Origin of the sequence: Streptomyces sp. SID4985 (genome assembly GCF_009863025.1) — a bacterium.
In the GTDB taxonomy this organism is placed as follows: domain Bacteria; phylum Actinomycetota; class Actinomycetes; order Streptomycetales; family Streptomycetaceae; genus Streptomyces.
Map to the genome: position 1 here is coordinate 16,787 of NZ_WWIR01000082.1, position 20,018 is coordinate 36,804.

Here is a 20,018-nt window from a genome sequence, read left to right on the forward strand (position 1 = left end):
CGTGTGAAACGAGCCCGTTCGCAGATCAGCTGCGGACGGGCTCGGCCGTGTAGGTGCGGCGCAGGAAGCGCATGAGCGCCTTGACGTCGAACTGCACGACCTCCACGCCCTCCGGCGAGTGGAACTCGACGACCGCCTGGACCCGGCCGCACGGCCAGACCCGTACGTCCCCGTCACCGCTCTCGGCGGGGGCCCGGAGCCCTTCTTCCAGGAGCGCGCGCGAGAAGGTCCACTCCTGCGGTCCGGGCAGTCCCACGCGGACCGACCAGGGGTCGGTGTCGGGGTCGTAGGTCAGCATGACGGGTACGGCCGCCGGCTCGTCCTCGTCCGTCTCGTCCGTCACGATGTGGGCGCGTGCGTACTGCTCGACTACAGACATCGGATCGCCCTCTCACGTGGGGTGACATCGCCGGAGCTCCGCCCATCCGCTTCGTCTCTAATGTCCCATACTTTCCGATTTACGCCCCCGGAGTACCGAGGCGTGGAATTCCGAGACCGCCTCTCTCTTGCAAAGGGTTCGCAACAAGCCTCTAAAATCGTCCTGTGCATGTACCTGACGGATTCATCGACGCCCCGACCTCCGCCGTCACCGGAGTGGTCGCCGCAGGCGCCCTCGCGGTGAGCCTGCGCGGTGCCCGCCGCGAACTGGGCGAGGAGCGCGCCGCACCGCTGGCCGGGCTGGTCGCGGCGTTCATCTTCGCCGTACAGATGCTCAACTTCCCTGTCGCGGCCGGAACAAGCGGCCACCTCCTCGGCGGCGCGCTCGCCGCGATACTCGTCGGCCCCTACACAGCCGTGCTCTGCGTGTCCGTCGTCCTGCTCATGCAGGGCGTGCTGTTCGCGGACGGCGGGCTGACCGCGCTCGGCGTGAACATCACCGACATGGCGATCACGACCACCGTCGTGTCGTACGCCGTCTTCCGCGGGCTGCTCGCCCTGCTGCCGCGCACCCGGCGCTCGGTCACCGCCGCGTCCTTCGTCGCCGCGCTGGTCTCCGTACCGGCCGCCGCCGTGGTCTTCACGCTGATCTACGCCATCGGTGGCACCACGAACGTCTCCCTCGGCAAGGTCGCCACCGCGATGATCGGCGTCCACGTCCTGATCGGCATCGGCGAGGCCGTGATCACCGCGCTCACCGTGGGTGCCGTCGTCGCCGTACGCCCCGACCTGGTCTACGGCGCGCGCGGACTGCGCCAGCGGCTCCAGCTGCGAGTGAACGGCGAGCTGGTGGACGCGCCCGGCGCGATCCCGGCCCCGGTGGCCGCGCGCACCTCCCGGCGCACCCTGTGGATCACCGGCCTGGTCACCTCCCTGGTCCTCGCCGGTTTCGTCAGCTTCTACGCCTCCGCCAACCCCGACGGCCTGGAGAAGGTCGCGCACGACCAGGGCATCGACCAGAAGGCCGAGCGGCACGCCTCCGCCGACTCCCCGCTCGCGGACTACGGCGTGAAGGACGTGTCCGACGCGCGCCTCTCCGGCGGGCTCGCGGGCGTGATCGGCGTCGGCGCCACGGTCGTGGCGGGCAGCGCGGTGTTCTGGGCGGTGCGCAGGCGCCGCTCCGTCCCGGCGGAGGCCTGACATGGGCGCCGGACACGCCCACCGCCTCTACCGGCACGGCCACTCCCCCGTCCACACCCTGCCCCCGCACACCAAGCTCGCCGCCACGCTCGCCTTCGTCGTCGTGGTGGTAGCCACCCCGCGCGAGGCGATGTGGGCGTTCGGGGTGTACGCGGTGCTGCTGGCCTACGTCGCGTACCGGGCCGGGGTCGGCGCCGGATTCCTGCTGCGGCGGCTGCTCATCGAGGTGCCGTTCGTGGCGTTCGCGGTGCTCATGCCGTTCGTGGCCGAGGGCGCGCGGGTGCACTGGCTCGGCCTCTCGCTGAGCGTCGACGGCCTGTGGGGCGCCTGGAACGTCCTCGCCAAGGGCACCCTCGGCGTCGCCGCCTCCGTCCTCCTCGCGGCCACCACCGACCTGCGCGAGCTGCTCCTCGGCCTCCAGCGGCTCAAGCTGCCGCCGCTGCTCGTCCAGATCGCCTCCTTCATGATCCGCTACGGCGACGTCGTCACCGACGAGATGCGCCGCATGCGCATCGCCCGCGAGTCACGCGGCTTCGAGGCGCGCGGCGTACGGCACTGGGGCGTCCTCGCCAAGTCGGCGGGCGCCCTGTTCATCCGCTCCTACGAACGCGGCGAACGCGTCCACCTCGCCATGATGAGCCGCGGCTACTCCGGCACCATGCCGGTCATCGACGAGATCACCGCGTCCCGCGCCCAGTGGTCGTACGCCCTGACCCTCCCGGCGACCGCGCTGGTGGTCTGCCTGCTGGGCTGGGCCCTGTGAGAAGTGTGCTGGGATGAACGACGTGAGTACTGCTTCGCTGGAGGTCTCCGGCCTCGCCTTCGCCTATCCCGACGGCCATCAGGCACTGTTCGGGGTCGACTTCTCGATCGCGCGCGGTGAGCGGGTCGCGCTGCTCGGCCCCAACGGCGCGGGCAAGACGACGCTCGTGCTGCATCTGAACGGCATCCTGGGCGGCGGCACCGGCACGGTGACCGTGGCCGGGCTGCCGGTAGGAAAGCGGCACATGAGCGAGATCCGGCAGCGGGTCGGCATCGTCTTCCAGGACCCCGACGACCAGCTGTTCATGCCGACCGTGCGCGAGGACGTGGCTTTCGGCCCGGCGGCGGCCGGGCTCAAGGGGCCCGCGCTGGAGAAGCGGGTGCACACCGCCCTCGATCTGGTCGGCATGGCGGACTTCGCGGACCGCCCCCCGCACCACTTGTCCTTCGGCCAACGGCGCCGGGTGGCGGTCGCGACGGTACTGGCGATGGAGCCGGAGATCCTGGTCCTGGACGAACCGTCGTCCAACCTGGACCCGGCCTCCCGCCGCGAACTGGCCGACATCCTCCGCTCGTTGGACGTGACCGTCCTCATGGTCACCCACGACCTCCCCTACGCCCTGGAACTGTGCCCCCGCTCCCTGATCCTCAGCGACGGCGTGATCGCGGCGGACGGCCCGACCGCCACCCTGCTCGGCGACGAGGCGCTGATGCGGGCACACCGGCTGGAGCTGCCGTTCGGGTTCGACCCGGGGGTGGTGCCCACGGGGGCGTGAGCGGGCGGGCGCCTCCCCGGTGACCGTTACCCACGGTCACGGACCCTGGGTGGTGGCCGGTGTCGTACCGGGCAGTACCTTGTGCGCAATGCACTTGTGTGCCACTGGTTCCGGGGGAGGCAGTCCGATGACCGACACCAGCGCTGTCGAGAACCGTCCGACGAAGATCATGTACGTGGCCGAGGCGACCGCCCACGGTGGCCGCGACGGCTATGTGACCAGCCAGGACGGTCAGATCCAGCTGAAGGTCGCGATGCCGCCCGCGCTCGGTGGCAACGGCGACGGGACCAACCCGGAGCAGCTGTTCGCGGCGGGCTACAGCTCCTGCTTCCACAACGCCCTGATCATGGTCGGCAACCGCGCGGGCTACGACCTCACCGGCTCCACGGTCGCCGCCAAGGTCGGCATCGGCCCCAACAAGCGGCGCGGCTACGGTCTCGCGGTCGCTCTCAGCGTCTCCCTGCCGATCCTCGACCAGGAGGTCGCGGCCCGGCTGGTGGACGCGGCGCACGAGGTGTGCCCGTACTCGAACGCGACGCGCGGGAACGTAGACGTGTCGATCGTGCTGGGCTGACATTCTCACCTCCAGATTCCGCCACCCACCGAGGAATCCAAGGCGACGCCGCCGTGTTTCACTCGTGAGCGCAAGCCAGTGAAGGGATCCGGTGGGGAAGTGAACGTGAACGGCACGGTGGCCGAGGGTTTCGAAGCGGTCGGGGAGGCGTTCGCGGCGAACTTCGCGCGGCTCGGGGAGCGCGGCGCGGCCGTCACCGTCTACCGGCACGGCCGACGGGTCGTCCAGCTGTGGGCAGGCACCCGGGACGTGGACGGAACCGAGCCCTGGGAAGAAGGCACCGCCCAGGTGGTCCGCTCCGCGACCAAGGGCGTCGTAGCCGCCGCGCTCCTGCTGCTGCACCAGCGCGGCGAACTGGACCTGGACGCGCCGGTGGCCACGTACTGGCCCGAGTACAAGGCGAACGGCAAGGAGCACACCCTCGTCCGCCACCTGCTCGCGCACCGCGCGGGCGTCCCCGTACTCGACCACCCCCTCACCCCCGAGCAGGCCGCCGACCCGGACCTCGGTGCGGCGGCCGTGGCCGCGCAGGCGCCGGTGTGGGAGCCGGGCACCGCGCACGGCTACCACGCGCAGACCTTCAGCTGGCTCACCGGCGAGCTGATCCGGCGGCTCACCGGGCGCCCGGTGGGCGAGTGGATCGCGGACGAGATCACCGGCCCGGTCGGCGCGGGCCTGTGGCTGGGCCTGCCCGAGCGGGAGCAGGGCCGGGTAGGGCGGGTCGGCCCGGTGGAGCCGCCGCACATCGAGGGCGCGCTGCGCACACGCCCCAAGAAGGCCGTCGCCGACGCCTACGCCGACCCGGACTCCCTCACCCGCCGCGCCTTCGCCGCGATCACCCCGCTTCCGGACGAGAACGCCCCCGCCTACCGCGCCGCAGCCCTGCCCGCCTCCAACGGCATCGCCACGGCGGACGGCCTGGCCCGGGTGTACGCCTCGCTGATCGGCGAAGTGGACGGCGGGGTACGGCTGTTCACCCCGTCCACCATGGAGCTGGCCCGCACGGAACAGTCGGCAGGCCCGGACCGGGTCCTCGTGGTGAACACCCGCTTCGGCCTGGGCCCCATGCTCCACGGCCCCGCCTCCCCCCTCCTCTCCCCCGGCTCCTTCGGCCACCCCGGCCGAGGCGGCGCCCTGGGATTCGCCGACCCGGAGTCGGGCATCGCCTTCGGCTACGTCACCAACGGCTTCCAGCCGGGCGTGACGGCGGACCCGAGGGCACAGGCGCTGGTACGGGCGGTACGGGGAGCGCTGGGCGCCTGAGGAGCGGGGATGCCGGTCCCGGCCGTGGAGATGTACCACCACCACGGAGCGGGACGAAGCCCCCGCCGCCAGGCGCCCTCACACGTGGATCGGATGCGAAATGCGCCCGGAATCCTCGTCGATCTCCTCGTGCGCCTTGGTCAGCAGGCGCATGGCGAGTTCGTTGAGGGCTCGGGCGCCCGCTATCTCCTCGCCGACCCTCGGCTGGTTGTTGTCGACCTGGTGCCGGGTCGCGTGCCCATGGGCACGTAGTTCACTGCCGTCGGGCAGGCGCACCATGGCCACCGCGCGCGTGTGCTGTTCGTCCTCCATGAACTCCAGCTCGACGTGCCAGCCCACAGTGGTGTGCATCATGACGACCACCTCCGGAAAATCTCTGCTTCCAGAGTGCGACAGCGCGCGGCGAATCTCATGTCGGAGGCCGCAGGGCGTCCCCGCTCACTCCCCCGCCTTCTCCTCGAAGCTGGCGAAGTAAGCGGCGGCCATGTCCTCGGCCCCATGCCCCTGCGCGGCGGCCCGGGCGAAACGCTCGGCGGTAGCCTCGGCGAGGTCGAGCCGTACACCCCCACGCTCCGCCGCCGCCAGGATCAGCCGGGCGTCCTTCTCGGCGGTGGTGACGGCGAAGGAGGCCGGGGTCAGCCTGCCGTCGAGCACGAGCGCGCTCTTGGCCCGCAGGTAGCCCATGTCCAGCGGCCCGCCCTCGATCAGCCCGAAGAAGGACTGCGGGTCGACGCCGAGAGCCTGCGCGAGGGCCAGCACCTCACCGGTCGCGGCGGTGACGGCGAGCACCCAGTCGTTGGCGACGAGCTTGAGCCGACTGGCACTAGCTTCGGCGCCGTCCTCGCCGGTCCACACGGTTCGGGAGCCGACCGCGTCGAAGACGGGCGCGAGCGTGGCCCGCCCCTCATCGGGCCCGGCCGCGAGGACGGTGAGCGCCCCGGCCTCGGCGGGCTCACGGGTGCCGAGGACCGGGGCGTCGTAGAAGAGGAGCCCGTGTTCGAGGGCGAACGCGGCGAGTTCGCCGGTGAGTTCGGTCCCGGCGGTGGTGCACTGCGCCCACACGGTGCCGGGGCGCAGCGCGGGTACGGCCTCGCGCATGACGTCCAGGACGGTCCCGCCGTCGTACAGCATGGTCAGGACCACATCGGCGCCGTCGACGGCCTCGGCGGGCGTGCCGGTGACCCGTACCCCGTCCTCGGCGAGCGGCTCGGCCTTGGCGCGGGTGCGGTTCCAGGCGCGGACGCCGAGCCCGGCGCGGGCGAGGTTGCGGGCCATGGCGGCGCCCATGATGCCGGTGCCGAGGACGGCGACGGTGGGCTGCGCGGTCGTCATGTGACGGCTCTCCCTGTCGTGCGTGAGGGGTGATCGGATGTGCTCCCGCCCCATCCTGCCCGCACGTACCGCACCGCCGACCACGACGCATCCGACACGTCCGGCGGGTCCGGCGCGTCCGACGCGTCCGGCACGTGACTCAGCCGGTCTGCCGCTCCTGGTCGAAGAAGGCGACCAGTTCCTCGGTGGTGAGCTTGGCCGCCGCCGCGGCGGCGGCACCGGCGCTGCGCGGGAACAGCACCCGCTCGTACGCGGCGAGCGCGCCCTCGGGGTCGCCGGGGTGCGCGGCGATGGCCTCGCCGAGATCGGCGCCGTCCTGCATGGCGAGGTTGGCGCCCTCGCCGTTGGGGGCGGTGAGGTGGGCGGCGTCGCCGACGAGGGTCACGCCGGGCACGCGGTCCCAGCGGTCGCCCACGGGCAGGGCGTAGTGGGGGCGCAGGACGGGGGCGGTGTCGGCCTCGGTGATGAGGGCGGTGTACTCGGGCGCCCAGCCCTCGAACTCGGCCGCGATGCGCGCGGTGGCCGAGGCGCCGTCGCCGAAGTCGATGCCGGCGAACCAGTCCAGCGGCCTGGTGAGCTTGACGTAGGTGTGAACGGTCTCGCCGCTCTCCCGGTGCGCCAGAATGCACTGCCCGTCGTCGTCCGGGTCGAACACGCCGAACGAGCCACCGCCCACCGTCTTCGCGACGGCGGGGTGCCGGGTCTCGACGTCGTACAGGTAGTTCTCGACGAAGGCTTCGCCGACGTACGCGGGCGTGGCGCCGGACAGCAGCGGCCGTACGCGCGACCAGGCGCCGTCCGCGCCGACGAGGAGGTCCGTCGTGACGGAGGTCCCGTTCTCGAAGCTCACCTCGTGCCGTCCGCCGCCGAGCGCACGCACCCCGGTGACCTTGTGGCCCCAGCGCACGGTGCCCTCGGGCAGCGCGTCGAGGAACATCCGCCGCAGTTCCCCGCGCTGCACCTCGGGCCGCCCGCCCGTCCCGTCGTCCTCCTTCTCCAGCCGGATGGTGCCGTCCCGCTGGATGAACCGCAGCGCCTGCCGCCCCTCCAGCACGATGGCCCGGAACTCCTCCATCAAGTCGGCCGCTTTGAGCGCCAGTTGCCCGTTGTAGTCGTGGATGTCGAGCATCCCGCCCTGCATCCGTGCCGCTGGGGACGCCTCCGCCTCGTAGACGGTGGCCGCTATCCCGTGCACGTGCAGAACCCGGGCCAGGGTCAGTCCGCCGAGTCCGGCGCCGATGATCGTGACAGGTGTGGTCATGAGTGGTCCCCTCGCTGATCGCGTTCCTGCCGGGCACCCGCCCGACCGGCTCCCACCCAACGTCCCAACCCCACCCGACACCCCCCCGACACCGCCCTGACAGCCCCGACAGGGGGCCGACAACGAAGCTCACCCCGTGGCCTGTCCAACGGGTTCCGTCTCGGACCGGTCCTCCTCCCAGGTATGCCGTCCACCGTGCCCCACGAAGAGGCAGCAACTTTCCTCATGGGCACCGGCGCTCCGCACCAGGCAGTCGGCCAGTACGACTGACGTGGCCTCGCCGCCAGCCCAGCGCAGCCACAACGCGGTCGCGTACGCGGCGTCGTCGAGAAAGCCGTAGTGATCACCGGCCCGGTGCTCGGGCATCTGGCACTGCACGGCATGGTCGACCCACCCGGAGCGCGACCGGTCCCTGGCCTCCCGCAGGATGTCCAGCGGCACACGGCGCCAGTGCGTGCAGCGCGTCATGACACCGTCCCGAGGACGGCCACCGAGCGCGGCTCGCGGTCCGTACAGCGCGGACAGCAACAGGGCGGAAACCCAACGGGGTTGTCAGGAAGCCTCCGCTCCTTCCGCTCCCGCACCTCAACAACCGGGCCCCAGGTCCGGCCGGAGTCACGAGAGACCCTGAGCGTCATGAGGACGCGCGGCCGAGCACCGGAGTCCTCCGCCGAGTCGCTCTCCGCCGGACGCCCCCGTGCATCACCTCTTGCACTCATGACCGAACTCCTCCTTGGATAACCGACGTTCCGGGACGGCATCCAGGAAATCGGTTGAAGCCGGAGGTATCCACGGCGTTCATGCGGCACTCTTGTCGCAGATCCGGGCACGCACCGTAGCGGGGGTGGACCGGGGAAAGGACGGTCATGGGGCTGGCACGTCGTCGCAGGGTCCTGGGCTACAGTCAGGAAAAACTGGCCCAGTTGGTCGGCGTGGACCGCACCACGGTCGGGCGCTGGGAAAGCGGCAGAATCGCTCCCCAGCCGACCCAGCGGCGAGCGCTGGCTGCCGTACTCGAGATCAGCCTGGCCGAGTTGGACGCCCTCCTGACATCGCCGCGAACGGTCGACGCAGAGGAGCGGGAGCGGCAGTCCGGCGGCCCTCCGGACGCGGGAGACCCCGACGAGATGATCCGCCGCGAATTCCTTCGCCTGCTCAGCGTCAGCGGAGCGCTCGCCGCGCTTCCCGTCGAAGAGGCCGAAGTCCTCGCCGAGGGAGTCCGCAGGGGCAGCCCCGCCGACTTCGCCCGTATGAACGGTCACCTCTGGCAGGTCTATCAACTGGCCCGCTCCAAGCGCTCCGTGTATCCCGTGGTCCGCGACCAACTGAGCGCGCTCACCGAGGCGCTGGCAGGAAACCGGGGCAGTGCCCAAGCACTGCTGACCGCGGCGGCGGACCTCTTCCAGCTGGCCGGTGAGGTGGCCTTCGACGCCGACCGGTACTCCAACGCCGTCGCCTCGTACACGCTCGCCGCGACGCTCGGCAAGGACGCGGGAGCGTACGACCTGTGGGCGTGCGCTCTCGTACGGCACGCGTACGTCGAGATGGCGGAGCACCGCTACACGCAGGCCGCCGAGGTACTCGGCGCCGCCGAAGCGTTGGCCGGTCGGGGCGACGACGGGCTGTCGACACGCCACTGGGTCGCGTCGGTACGGGCCGAGGCCTACGCCGGTCTGGGTGATCTGAGCGCGTGCGAAAGGGCGTTGGACCAGGCCGAAGAGGTGCGGGGCCTGAGCCCGGGTGCCGGCAACGGCGGGTGGCTCAGGTTCGACGGGTCACGGCTGGCCGAGGAACGCGGCGCACGCTATGTACGGCTGGGCCGCTTGGACTTGGCCGAGAGCACGCTGAAGAAGGCGCTGGGGCAGGGCATCTTGGCGTCCGGTCTGTCGTACCGGCGACGCGGCGCGGTACTGACCGACCTGGCGGCCATCGGGGCGAGGCGAGGAGATCCGGAGCAGGTCGTCGCCTATGGGAGCGAGGCCGTCGAGCTGGCTCGTACCTCGTCCTCGGGCTATGCGGCCCGTAGACTCCGGGGCCTGTACAACGAGTTCGGCCCCCTGCACCAGGACCGCCGTGTGGCAGAGCTGGGGGTGGAGATCGTCGCGCTGAGCACGTCGTCACGAGAGGGGTAACCATGTCGGAGACCGAGGGCGCACGACTGTTCCGGGACGCCTGGATCGCCGGTGTCCACCGGCACTTCCCCGGTGAGCCCAAGCCCGGCTACGTCGCCCCGTGGGAGGAGACCCCGCAGTGGGAGCGGGAGGCGGCGGGGGCGGTGGCGGCGCAGGTACGTCAGCTGATGAGCCTCAGCGACGGCAACGCCTCCCGGCTGACCCGCGAGCAGAAGGGCCGTTTCGTGGCGATCAGTTGGACCGCCCAGATGTACCGGCACTTCGTCGACCCCAAGCCCGCCTACGTGGCCGACTGGTCCGAACTCCCGGACTGGCAGCAGGAGACGGACGCGGACATCTTCGAGGCGATCGAGAAGTCGCTGGGTTGAGCCAGCCGTAGGGCACCGCCGGACAAAGCCGGGCTTCACCCCGCGTGCAACATCAACCCGATCCCCACCACCAACAGCCCCGCCGCCGCGATCCGGGGCGCGCCGAACCGTTCCTTGAAGAACACCGCCCCGATGGCCGCGCCGACGATGATCGAGGACTCGCGGAGGGTGGCGACGGGGGCGAGGGGGGCGCGGGTCTGGGCCCAGAGGACGAGGGCGTAGGCGGCGACGGAGAGGGCGGCGCCGAGGAGTCCGAGGCGGGCATGCGGGCGGAGTTGGCGGAGCATGTCGCCGCGCACCCGTACGTACATGTACGCCGGGATGACCACGCCCTGGATCGCCATCAGCCAGGCGATGTAGCCGAGCGGGGTGTGTGCCTGGCGGACGCCGAGGCCGTCGAGGACGGTGTACGCGGCGATGGTGAGACCGGTGGCGACGGCGGCGCCGATGGCCTTCCAGTCGGGGCGCCGTCCGCGCAGCCCCCAGAGGCTGACCCCCATCAGCCCCACGCACGACACCGCGACCCCGGCCGCCGCCCACACACCCGGCACCTCGTGCGCGAACACGGCCGCGAGCACGGTGACCACCAGCGGGGCGGTGCCGCGCGCGATGGGGTACGCCTGCCCGAAGTCGCCCAGCCGGAAAGAGGTCATCAGCAGCGCGTAGTACGCGACGTGCACCCCGGCCGAGACGAGCAGATACGGCCACGAGGGCCCGGCGGGCAACGGCGTGAACAGGGCCATCAGCAGGCCGATGATCAGCCCGCCCCCGGCGATGAGCGTGAACCCGGTCAGCTTGTCGGTGATCCGGTGCGCGATGGCGTTCCACCCGGCATGGGTGAACGCGGCGAGCAGGACGGCGGCGGTGACGAGCGGCGTCACCGGTGAGAACCAGTCGTCATACCCGGCACGCTAACGGATCACTGTGTGGCCTGTACACGGGGTTTGGGTGTCATCGGGGTAGCGGTGGGGTGACCGGCGGGAACGGCGAACGGCCGGTGAGGGTTCCTCACCGGCCGTTCGCATCAAGTGCGCTCAGGCGTCGACCGCTCAGGCTTCAACCACGCTCAGGCATGCACCAGTTCCCGCTTCGGGTCCTCGTCCCGCTCCGTCCGCAGCCCCTCCCCCTCCACGTCCACGTTCGGCAGGGCCCGGTCCAGCCAGGCCGGGAGCCACCAGGCGCGGCGGCCGAGGAGGGCCAGGACGGCCGGGACGATGGCCATGCGGACGATGAACGCGTCGAAGAAGACGGCGATCGCGAGGCCGAAGCCGATCATCTTGATCATCGACTCGCTGGAGCCGATGAAGCCGGAGAAGACGGCGATCATGATGACGGCGGCGGCGGTGACGACGCGGGCGCTGTAGCGGAAGCCGGTGACGACGGCCTGGCCGGGGTTCTCCCCGTGGACGTACGCCTCGCGCATCCGGGTCACGAGGAACACCTCGTAGTCCATGGCGAGTCCGAAGACCACGCCGACCATGAAGATCGGCATCATCGACATGACCGGACCGGTCTGCTCGACGTTCATCAGGCCGGACAGCCAGCCCCACTGGAAGACCGCGACGACCGCGCCGAGGGCGGCGAGCACGCTGAGCAGGAAGCCGAGGGCGGCCTTCAGCGGGACCAGGATCGAGCGGAAGACCACGATCAGCAGCAGGAAGGCCATGCCGACCACCAGCGCCAGGTACGGCAGCAGCGCGTCGTTCAGCTTCTGGGAGACGTCGATGTTCATCGCCGTCGCGCCGGTGACCAGCAGCGTCGCATGCGTCGCGGTGGTGATCGCGCCGCCCTTGCCGCGGATCGCGTGCACCAGGTCCTCGGTGACGGCCGAGGACGGCTTGGACTTCGGTACGACCGTGATGATCGCGGTGTCGCCCGCCTTGTTGGGCGCGGGCGGCGTGACGGTGACGACGTCCTTGAGGCCCTTGATCTCGTCGCCGACCTTGGTGAACGCGGCCTTCGGGTCGTCGCTCTTCTTCGCGTCGACCACGACCATCAGCGGGCCGTTGAAGCCCGGTCCGAAGCCCTCGGAGAGCAGGTCGTAGGCGCGGCGCTGGGTGGTGGAGACGGGCTGGGCACCGTCGTCCGGCAGGCCCAGCTCCAGGGAGGCGGCCGGTACGGCGGCGGCGCCGAGGCCGATGACGCCGAGCAGCAGGACCGCGACCGGGCGGCGGACGACGAAACTCGCCCACCGGGTGCCCATGTTGGGACGGTCGGGCTTCGCGGCCGTACGCCCGCCGCCGAGCAGCTTGCTCTTCTCGCCCGCCGGCTTGACCGTACGGCCCGCGTAGCCGAGCAGCGCAGGAATCATGGTGAGCGCGATGAGGACGGCGATGGCGACCGTGCCCGCCGCGGCCACGCCCATCTTGGTCAGCATGGGGATGTTGACGACCGAGAGGCCGACCAGGGCGATGACGACGGTGAGGCCCGCGAAGACCACCGCCGAGCCCGCCGTGCCGACGGCCCGCCCCGCCGCCTCCTCGCGCTCGCGGCCCTCGGCCAGCTCGGCGCGGTAGCGGGAGACGATGAACAGGGCGTAGTCGATGCCGACCGCGAGGCCGATCATCGACGCCAGGGTGGAGGTGGTGGAGCCGAGGTCGAGCGGCTTGGCGAGCGCGGCGATCGCGGAGACGCCGATGCCGACGCCGACGATCGCGGTGAGCAGCGGCAGCCCGGCGGCGATGAGCGAGCCGAAGGTGATGACGAGGATGACGGCGGCGATGCCGACGCCGATGACCTCGCTGGAGCCGGTCTCGGGCGTGGCGTTGAGCGCGTCGCCGCCGACCTCGACGGTGAGCCCGGCCTTACGGGCGTGCCCGGCGGCCTCCTTGAGGGCGTCCCGGGAGGCGTCCTTCAGCTCCATGCCGGAGACCTTGTACTTCACCGAGGCGTAGGCGATCGTGCCGTCCCGGCTGACGGCGTGTCCGGCGTACGGGTCGGCGACGGAGGCGACCTCGGAGCCGGAGGACAGCTCCTTGACCGTCTTCTGGACGGCCGCCTTCTCACCGGCGTCGGTCATCTTGTGCCCGGCGGGCGCCTTGAAGACGACACGGGCGGTGGCGCCGTCGGCGCTCATGCCGGGGAAGCGCTGTTCCAGCAGGTCGAAGGCGCGCTGCGCCTCGGTGCCGGGGATGGAGAAGGAGGAGTTCCCGGCGGGCGGCGCGGTGGCGGCGCCCACCCCGGCGAGGGTGAGCAGCGCGATCCACAGCAGGGCGACGAAGTGCCGTCGCCGGAAGGCGAACCGGCCTAGTTTGTAGAGATACGTGGCCACGAGGGCGTACTCCCGGTCAGGTCGTGACGGGCATCTGGGCAGGGGTGATCAGCCCGGCGACGTGAGCGGAGACGTCAGGTGGTGGGCTTGCTGGGGAATCCCGAAGAGATCAGGACGGGTCAGGAAACGGGGACGCCGAGGGCGGGGAGGACCACGGCGTCGATGTACGAGCGCAGGAACGCCTGCGTCGGCGGCTGTTCGTCGATGAGCGCGCGCGTCGCAAACGCGCCGATCATCATGTGCACCACGTACGGCAGCGCCGGGTTGTCCGGCGCGACCTCGCCCCGGTCCACGGCCCGGGCGACCATCGCGCGCAGCGCGCTCATCTCGGGCTCGATGAGGTGCTCCCGGAAGGCCGTGAGCAGGTCGGGGTTGTTGTGGACGGCCATGGCCAGGCCCCGCATCAGGGCGCTGTTCTGCTCCATGGCGCAGTCGTCCTCGTGTCCGACGACCGCGTGGAAGTCGCCGCGCAGCGAGCCGGTGTCCACATCGGAGATCCGGCCCGGCTTGCCGTGCCGGATCGCGCGGGCGACCAGCTCGGCCTTGCCGCCCCACTGGCGGTAGAGCGTGGCCTTGCTGGAACGGGTGCGGGCGGCGACGGCGTCCATGGTGAGGGCGTCGTAACCGACCTCGCGCAGCAGGTCGAGCACGGCCTCGTACAGCTCGGCCGCACGCTCGGGCGTGAGTCGGCTGCGCCGCGCGGTGGCGGCATCGGTCATCGGTCTCACCCTCCCGCTGGTCAACAACACGGTCCCGTACGGGACTTTATACAAAAGCCAACTACGACACAGCGTAGGAGACCTCGCATGGGACGAAGGTAGCGCAGCCTCCCGCGAAACGAAACCGTTTCGTACGTGTCCTGCGTCACGAGCTCTCGCGTCAACCCGAACGGCTCACCCGGCGTCCCCCGGAAGGCCCGCCTCCGCCGTGCCCGACAGGCCCGAGTTGCCCCGCCCCCGTCGCCGGAAAAGCATGGGTAGGTGAGCTATCTGCGCCTTCCCCACATCAACGGCGATCAGCTGTGCTTCGTGGCCGAGGACGACCTCTGGCTGGCGCCCCTCGACGCGCCGGGACGCCCCTGGCGGCTCACGGCGGACCGCACCAAGGCCGGTCACCCGCGCTTCTCGCCGGACGGCAGCAAGATCGCGTTCACGAGCTGGCGCAGTCTGATGCCCGAGATCCATCTGGTCGGCACCGACGGCGGGCCCGCGCGGCAGCTGACGCACTGGGGCACCGCCGACACCCAGGTCTGCGGCTGGACACCCCCGGACCAGAGCGGCCGCAGCGACATCCTGGCCGTCGCCTCGCACGGCCAGCCGTTCTCGTACTTCAGCTGGGCCCACAAGGTCCCCACCGACGGCGACCCGGGCGGCCGGCTGCCCTGGGGCCCGGTCGGCGACATCCAGGTCGCCGACGTGGACGGCGAGCACATGACGCTGCTGCTCACCGGCACCCCGCCGCACGAGATGGCCTCCTGGAAGCGCTACCGGGGCGGCGCCATGGGCAGGCTCTGGCTCCAGGGCAAGCGGCTCCTGGAGGACATCGACGGCCAGCTGGGCTCCCCGATGTTCGTCGCCGGGCGGATCGCCTTCCTCTCCGACCACGAGGGCATCGGCAACCTCTACTCCGTCGCCATGGACGGCTCCGACCTGCGCCGTCACACCGACCACGACGCCTTCTACGCCCGCCACGCCTCCACCGACGGCGACCGGGTGGTCTACCAGTGCGCGGGCGACCTGTGGATCGTGGACGACTTCTCCCCCACCGGCACCTCGCGCAAGCTGGACGTACGGCTCAGCGGCCCGAGCCCCGGCCGCCGTCCCTACCAGGTGCCCGCCGCGCACAACGTGGACGGCCTCTCCGTGGACGAGACAGGGCGGGCCAGCGCGGTCGTGGTGCGCGGCAGCCTGTACTGGCTCACCCACCGCGACGGCCCCGCCCGCACCATCTCCGACACCCCCGGCGTCCGGGTCCGGCTGCCGGAGATGCTGGGCTCGACCGGCCAGATCGCCTACGTCACCGACGCCGAGGGCGACGACGCGATCGGCATCGCCCAGCTGCCCCGCGCGAGCGGGGACCGGGAGCCCCGGCTGCTGGCCCAGGGCAGGCTCGGGCACGTCCTGGAGATGGTCTCGGACCCGGAGGGCGAGCGGATCGCCGTCGCCTCCAACGACGGGCGGCTGCTGCTGATCGACGTGGCGGAGAACGCCGAGGGCGGCGAGGGGGCGGAAGGGGACGGGGAGGGCGCCGAGAGCGCCGAGGCCACCCCGCCCGGCACCGTCACCGAGCTGATCCACTCCGTCAACGGCCCCGTCCGCGACCTCGCCTTCTCCCCCGACGGCGCCTGGCTCACCTGGTCCCACCCGGGCATCGGCCGCTCGCTGCGGCAGATCAAGCTGGCCCGGATCAAGGACCGGATGGTCGTGGACGTCACCAACGGCCGCTTCGAGGACGAGAACCCGGTCTTCACCAGCGACGGCCGCTATCTCGCCTTCCTGTCCTGGCGCGGCTTCGACCCGGTCTACGACGTGCACACCGGCGACCTGTCCTTCCCGCTGGGCTCACGGCCTTACCTCGTCCCGCTGTCCTCCGCGACGCCCTCGCCCTTCGCGCTGAACCCCGAGGGACGCCCGGCGGCGGGCGGGCTCGACCCGCTGGAGAGCGGGAACGGCGAGGGCGGCACGGTCATGGTGGAGCTGGAGGGGCTGGAGAACCGGGTCACGCCGTTCCCGGTGATCGCCTCCAAGTACTCGGCGCTGCGCCCGGTCGCGGGCGGTGGTCTGGTCTGGCTGCGCTGGCCGATCTCCGGCGCGCTGGGCGAGACCTTCGTGAACCCCGCCGACATCTCGGGCCGCCCGACCCTTGAGCACTTCAACCTCAGCAAAGCCAAGAAGTCCGAACTCGTGGGCCATCTCGACTGGTTCGAGGTGAGCGGCGACGGCACCCGGCTCGTGGTGGTGGACGAGGGCGAGCTGCGCGCGGTGCCCGCGACCGAGCCCGGGGACAGCGACAGCACCGTCTGGATGGACCTGCGCCGCATCCTGCACGAGGTGGACCCCGGCGCCGAGTGGCGGGGTGCGTACGGCGAGGCGGGGCGCCTGATCCGGGACTACTTCTGGGCGCCCAACATGTGCGGCGTCGACTGGGACGCGGTCCTGGAGCAGTACCGCCCGCTGGTCGAACGGGTCACCTCCCCCGACGAGTTCGCCGACCTGCTCCGCGAGGTGCTCGGCGAACTCGGCACCTCGCACGCCTATGTCACCCCGGCCCGGCGCAGCGAGGGCCCGCCGCACTACCAGCGCAGACAGGGGCTGCTCGGCGCCAACTTCGTGCGCCGGGACGGCTCCTGGGTGGTCCGGCGCATCCTGCACGGCGACTCCTCCGACTCCCGGGCGCGCTCCCCGCTGGCCGGCACCGGCATCCGCGAGGGCGCGGTGCTGACCCACGTCAACGGCCGCCCGGTCGACCCGATGACAGGGCCGTACCCGCTGCTGGCGGGCTCGGGCGGCACCACCGTGGACCTGACCTTCACCCCGCCGCAGGGCGAGCCGGGACCGCCGCGCCGGGTCGCGGTCGTGCCGCTGATCGACGAGCGCCCGCTGCGCTACCAGGACTGGGTGGCGGGGCGCCGCCAGGTGGTACGGGAGCTGAGCGGCGGCAAGTGCGGCTATCTGCACATCCCCGACATGGGCGGCTCCGGCTGGGCCCAGTTCAACCGGGACCTGCGCCTGGAGGTCTCGCGGCCCGCGCTGATCGTGGACGTGCGGGGCAACGCGGGCGGCCACATCAGCGAGCTGGTCATCGAGAAGCTGACCCGGACCATCCTCGGCTGGGACCTCACCCGGGACGCGCAGCCGGTGTCGTACACCTCCAACGCGCCCCGGGGCCCGGTCGTGGCGCTCGCCGACGAGGCGACCTCCTCCGACGGCGACATGATCACCGCCGCGTTCAAGCTGCTCGGGCTCGGACCAGTGGTCGGACAGCGCACCTGGGGCGGAGTCGTCGGCATGACCGGACGGCACCGGCTCGGGGACGGCACGGTGATCACGGTGCCGATGAACGCGGCCTGGTTCGACGAGTACGGCTGGTCCGTGGAGAACCGGGGTGTCACGCCCGACCTGGAGGCGCTGCGCACCCCGCTGGACTGGGCCGAGGGCCGCTACGCCCAGCTGGACGACGCGGTGCGGCTCGCGCTCGACATGCTGGAGACGACCCCGGCCTCCGTGCCGCCCGACTACAGCGACGTACCGGACCGCTCGCGGCCCAAGCTGCCGCCGCGCGAGGAGAGTTGAGAAGGGTGCGAGAAGGGGGCCCCGGACGAAGGGCCGCGAAGAGGAGGCGGGAGGAGAAGGCGAGGGAGGAACACACACTCCCCGCCACTTACAAGCTATAGCGCAAGGGGGGCCTTGCGGCAAGGCCCCCCTCATGCCGCACAATCGCTGGCCGAGCCCAGAACCTGCGGAAATGAGTGATCCACGCCATGTGTGCGCTGCTGTCCGTGCGCGATCCCGCGCCCGAGTCCCGCGCGTTCGACCTGCCCGACCGGCTCGCCGCCAAGGCCGACCCGGCACTGATCGCCGACGACGAGCGGCACTTCGCGGCCATCGCCGAGAGCCTGGAGCAGAACGTCGCCGAACTGTCCGCGAGCATCGACGCGCTGCGCCGGGCGCCCGGCGGGGTCGGCCGGGAGGTGCTGGAGCGCGACCTGGAGATCCACCGGCTGACCGCCCGGCTGCGCGCCCTGCGCCGCTTCGGCCTCGACCTGTGTCTCGGCCGCATCGTCCACGCCGACGACCCCGAGCCGGTCTACATCGGACGCCTCGGCCTCACCGACAGCGACGGCCGCCGTCTGCTGATCGACTGGCGCTCCCCCGCCGCCGAACCGTTCTTCGCCGCGACCCACGCCCAGCCGATGGGCCTGACGAGCCGCCGCCGCTACCGCTGGACGCGCGGCCGGATCAGCGACTACTGGGACGAGGTGTTCACCACCGAGGGCCTGGAGCACCACGCGGCCCTGGACGACCAGTCCGCGTTCATCGCCACCCTGGGCACCAACCGCTCCGAGCGGATGCGGGACGTGCTGGCCACCATCCAGGCCGACCAGGACGCCATCATCCGCGCCTCCTCGCGCGGCGCCCTCGTGGTGGACGGCGGACCCGGCACCGGCAAGACCGTCGTCGCCCTGCACCGCTCCGCCTATCTGCTCCACTCCGACCCGCGCCTCGGACACCGCAGGGGCGGCGTGCTGTTCGTCGGCCCGCACCAGCCCTACCTGAACTACGTCGCGGACGTGCTGCCGAGCCTGGGCGAGGATGGCGTGCGCACCTGCACCGTGCGGGACCTGGTCGCCGAGGGCGCCACCGCGGGCGTGGAGGCCGACCCGGAGGTGGCGCGGCTGAAGTCCTCGGCTCAACTGGTGAAGGCGATCGAGAAGGCGGTGCGTTTCTACGAGACCCCGCCCACCGAGGAGCTCACCGTCTCCACCCCCTGGGGCGAGCTGCGCCTGACCGCCGCCGACTGGGCCGAGGCGTTCGAGGCCGCGGAGGCGGGCGTCCCGCACAACGAGGCCCGGGAGCTGATCTGGGAGGCCCTGATCACGATCCTCCTGGACAAGCTCGGCAAGGAGGTCCCGCTGAGGCTGTTCCGCCGGGCGCTGGCCGCCGACGCCGAGCTGACCGGCACCTTGCGCCAGGCGTGGCCCCTGCTGGAGGCGGCCGACGTGGTCGGTGACCTGTGGACGGTCCCCGCCTATCTGCGGATGTGCGCCCCCTGGCTCACCCCCGACGAGGTACGCCTGCTGCGCCGCGCGGACCCGCAGGCGTGGACGGTGTCCGACCTGCCCCTGCTCGACGCGGCCCGGCAGCGGCTCGGCGACCCGGAGACCGCCCGGAAGAAGCGCCACAAGGCCGCCACGGTGGCCGCCGAGCGCGAGCGCATGGACGCCGTCATCGACAGCGTGATCGCCGCCGACCCCGACGGCGAGGGCGCGGTGACCATGCTGCACGGACAGGACCTCAGGGACAGCCTGGTCGACGAGGACGCGCTGCCCGCCCTCGACACCGACGAGCTGGCCGGTCCGTTCGCGCACATCGTCGTGGACGAGGCCCAGGAACTGACCGACGCCGAGTGGCAGATGCTGCTGCTGCGCTGCCCGTCCCGCAGCTTCACCATCGTCGGCGACCGCGCCCAGGCCCGGCACGGCTTCACCGAGTCGTGGAAGGAGCGGCTCGCGCGGGTCGGCCTCGACCGCGCTGAGGTGGCCACGCTGAGCATCAACTACCGCACACCGGAAGAGGTGATGGCGGAGGCGGAGCCGGTGATCCGCGCCGCGCTGCCGGACGCCAACGTGCCGACGTCCGTGCGGTCCAACGGGATTCCGGTCACCTACGGCGCGGTGTCCGACCTGGAGAAGGTCCTGGACGACTGGCTGGCCGAACACGCCGAAGGGACCGCCTGTGTCATCGGCGATCCCGCGTTCACGGAGCGGCCCCGAGTCCGGTCGCTGACACCGGAGTTGGCGAAGGGGCTCGAATTCGACCTGGTCGTGCTGGTGGAGCCGGAGGCGTTCGGCACGGGCATCGAGGGCGCGGTGGACCGCTATGTGGCGATGACCCGGGCGACCCAGCGGCTCGTCGTCCTCACTGGCGCCTAGGGGGTGCCGGGGCGGGGTGCCCGGTGGCCTACCGGGCACCCCGCCTTCA

General features: G+C 71.8%; 17 protein-coding genes. 9 read left to right on the plus strand and 8 right to left on the minus strand.

What is annotated here, in order from left to right; translation table 11 throughout:
- Window positions 1-25: 25 nt before the first annotated feature.
- Window positions 26-379, minus strand: a complete 354-nt coding sequence (locus tag GTW40_RS03320; protein ID WP_161178631.1) for an SsgA family sporulation/cell division regulator — start codon at window positions 377-379, stop codon at window positions 26-28.
- Window positions 380-543: 164 nt separating this feature from the next.
- Here GTW40_RS03320 and GTW40_RS03325 point away from each other — a divergent pair, with 164 nt between their 5' ends.
- From GTW40_RS03325 to GTW40_RS03345, 5 genes are all read left to right on the plus strand, one after another.
- On the plus strand, window positions 544-1,578 hold the full coding sequence (locus GTW40_RS03325; RefSeq protein ID WP_161178632.1) for an energy-coupling factor ABC transporter permease: 1,035 nt from the start codon (window positions 544-546) through the stop codon (window positions 1,576-1,578).
- Window position 1,579: 1 nt separating this feature from the next.
- Window positions 1,580-2,341: a cobalt ECF transporter T component CbiQ gene (cbiQ, locus tag GTW40_RS03330; RefSeq protein ID WP_161178633.1), complete on the plus strand. Its 762-nt coding sequence runs from the start codon at window positions 1,580-1,582 to the stop codon at window positions 2,339-2,341.
- Between the two features lie 13 nt (window positions 2,342-2,354).
- On the plus strand, window positions 2,355-3,116 hold the full coding sequence (locus GTW40_RS03335; protein ID WP_161178634.1) for an ABC transporter ATP-binding protein: 762 nt from the start codon (window positions 2,355-2,357) through the stop codon (window positions 3,114-3,116).
- Window positions 3,117-3,243: 127 nt separating this feature from the next.
- Window positions 3,244-3,690: an organic hydroperoxide resistance protein gene (locus tag GTW40_RS03340; protein ID WP_161178635.1), complete on the plus strand. Its 447-nt coding sequence runs from the start codon at window positions 3,244-3,246 to the stop codon at window positions 3,688-3,690.
- Between the two features lie 99 nt (window positions 3,691-3,789).
- Window positions 3,790-4,953: a serine hydrolase domain-containing protein gene (locus GTW40_RS03345; RefSeq protein ID WP_161178636.1), complete on the plus strand. Its 1,164-nt coding sequence runs from the start codon at window positions 3,790-3,792 to the stop codon at window positions 4,951-4,953.
- Window positions 4,954-5,031: 78 nt separating this feature from the next.
- Here GTW40_RS03345 and GTW40_RS03350 read toward each other — a convergent pair whose 3' ends face one another.
- From GTW40_RS03350 to GTW40_RS03365, 4 genes are all read right to left on the minus strand, one after another.
- Window positions 5,032-5,307, minus strand: coding sequence for a DUF1876 domain-containing protein (locus tag GTW40_RS03350; protein ID WP_161178637.1), 276 nt, complete (start codon window positions 5,305-5,307; stop codon window positions 5,032-5,034).
- A gap of 84 nt (window positions 5,308-5,391) precedes the next feature.
- Window positions 5,392-6,339 (minus strand): NAD(P)-dependent oxidoreductase, encoded by a 948-nt coding sequence (locus tag GTW40_RS03355; protein ID WP_161178638.1) that lies wholly within the window; start codon window positions 6,337-6,339, stop codon window positions 5,392-5,394.
- 85 nt (window positions 6,340-6,424) lie between these two features.
- Window positions 6,425-7,546 (minus strand): NAD(P)/FAD-dependent oxidoreductase, encoded by a 1,122-nt coding sequence (locus tag GTW40_RS03360; protein ID WP_161178639.1) that lies wholly within the window; start codon window positions 7,544-7,546, stop codon window positions 6,425-6,427.
- A 129-nt stretch (window positions 7,547-7,675) separates the two neighbouring features.
- Complete coding sequence (locus GTW40_RS03365; RefSeq protein WP_161178640.1) at window positions 7,676-8,014, minus strand: hypothetical protein; 339 nt, start codon at window positions 8,012-8,014, stop codon at window positions 7,676-7,678.
- 398 nt (window positions 8,015-8,412) lie between these two features.
- On the opposite strand from GTW40_RS03365, the gene GTW40_RS03370 reads away from it, so the two are divergent.
- A complete protein-coding gene (locus tag GTW40_RS03370; RefSeq protein ID WP_161178641.1) occupies window positions 8,413-9,678 on the plus strand; it encodes a helix-turn-helix domain-containing protein in 1,266 nt (421 codons plus the stop codon).
- Between the two features lie 2 nt (window positions 9,679-9,680).
- The gene (locus GTW40_RS03375) at window positions 9,681-10,046 is read left to right on the plus strand and encodes a hypothetical protein (RefSeq protein ID WP_161178642.1); all 366 of its coding nucleotides are present in this window, start codon (window positions 9,681-9,683) and stop codon (window positions 10,044-10,046) included.
- Window positions 10,047-10,081: 35 nt separating this feature from the next.
- Here the strand turns inward: GTW40_RS03375 and GTW40_RS03380 are convergent, their stop codons facing one another.
- The 3 genes from GTW40_RS03380 to GTW40_RS03390 all read right to left on the minus strand — a co-directional run bounded on the left by GTW40_RS03380 (window position 10,082) and on the right by GTW40_RS03390 (window position 14,036).
- Window positions 10,082-10,927, minus strand: a complete 846-nt coding sequence (locus GTW40_RS03380) for an EamA family transporter (protein WP_161178643.1) — start codon at window positions 10,925-10,927, stop codon at window positions 10,082-10,084.
- Window positions 10,928-11,112: 185 nt separating this feature from the next.
- Entirely contained in the window at window positions 11,113-13,317 is a 2,205-nt protein-coding gene (locus GTW40_RS03385; RefSeq protein ID WP_161178644.1) for an MMPL family transporter, read from the minus strand.
- A gap of 119 nt (window positions 13,318-13,436) precedes the next feature.
- Window positions 13,437-14,036 carry a TetR/AcrR family transcriptional regulator gene (locus tag GTW40_RS03390; RefSeq protein WP_161178645.1) on the minus strand — a complete coding sequence of 200 codons (600 nt, stop codon included), beginning with the start codon at window positions 14,034-14,036 and terminating at the stop codon, window positions 13,437-13,439.
- Window positions 14,037-14,297: 261 nt separating this feature from the next.
- Between GTW40_RS03390 and GTW40_RS03395 the strand changes: the two genes are divergently transcribed.
- Together GTW40_RS03395 and helR are read left to right on the plus strand one after the other, a co-directional pair.
- Window positions 14,298-17,609, plus strand: coding sequence for a S41 family peptidase (locus GTW40_RS03395; RefSeq protein WP_161178646.1), 3,312 nt, complete (start codon window positions 14,298-14,300; stop codon window positions 17,607-17,609).
- A gap of 188 nt (window positions 17,610-17,797) precedes the next feature.
- Complete coding sequence (helR, locus tag GTW40_RS03400) at window positions 17,798-19,969, plus strand: RNA polymerase recycling motor ATPase HelR (protein ID WP_202485324.1); 2,172 nt, start codon at window positions 17,798-17,800, stop codon at window positions 19,967-19,969.
- The last annotated feature ends 49 nt before the right edge of the window (window positions 19,970-20,018 follow it).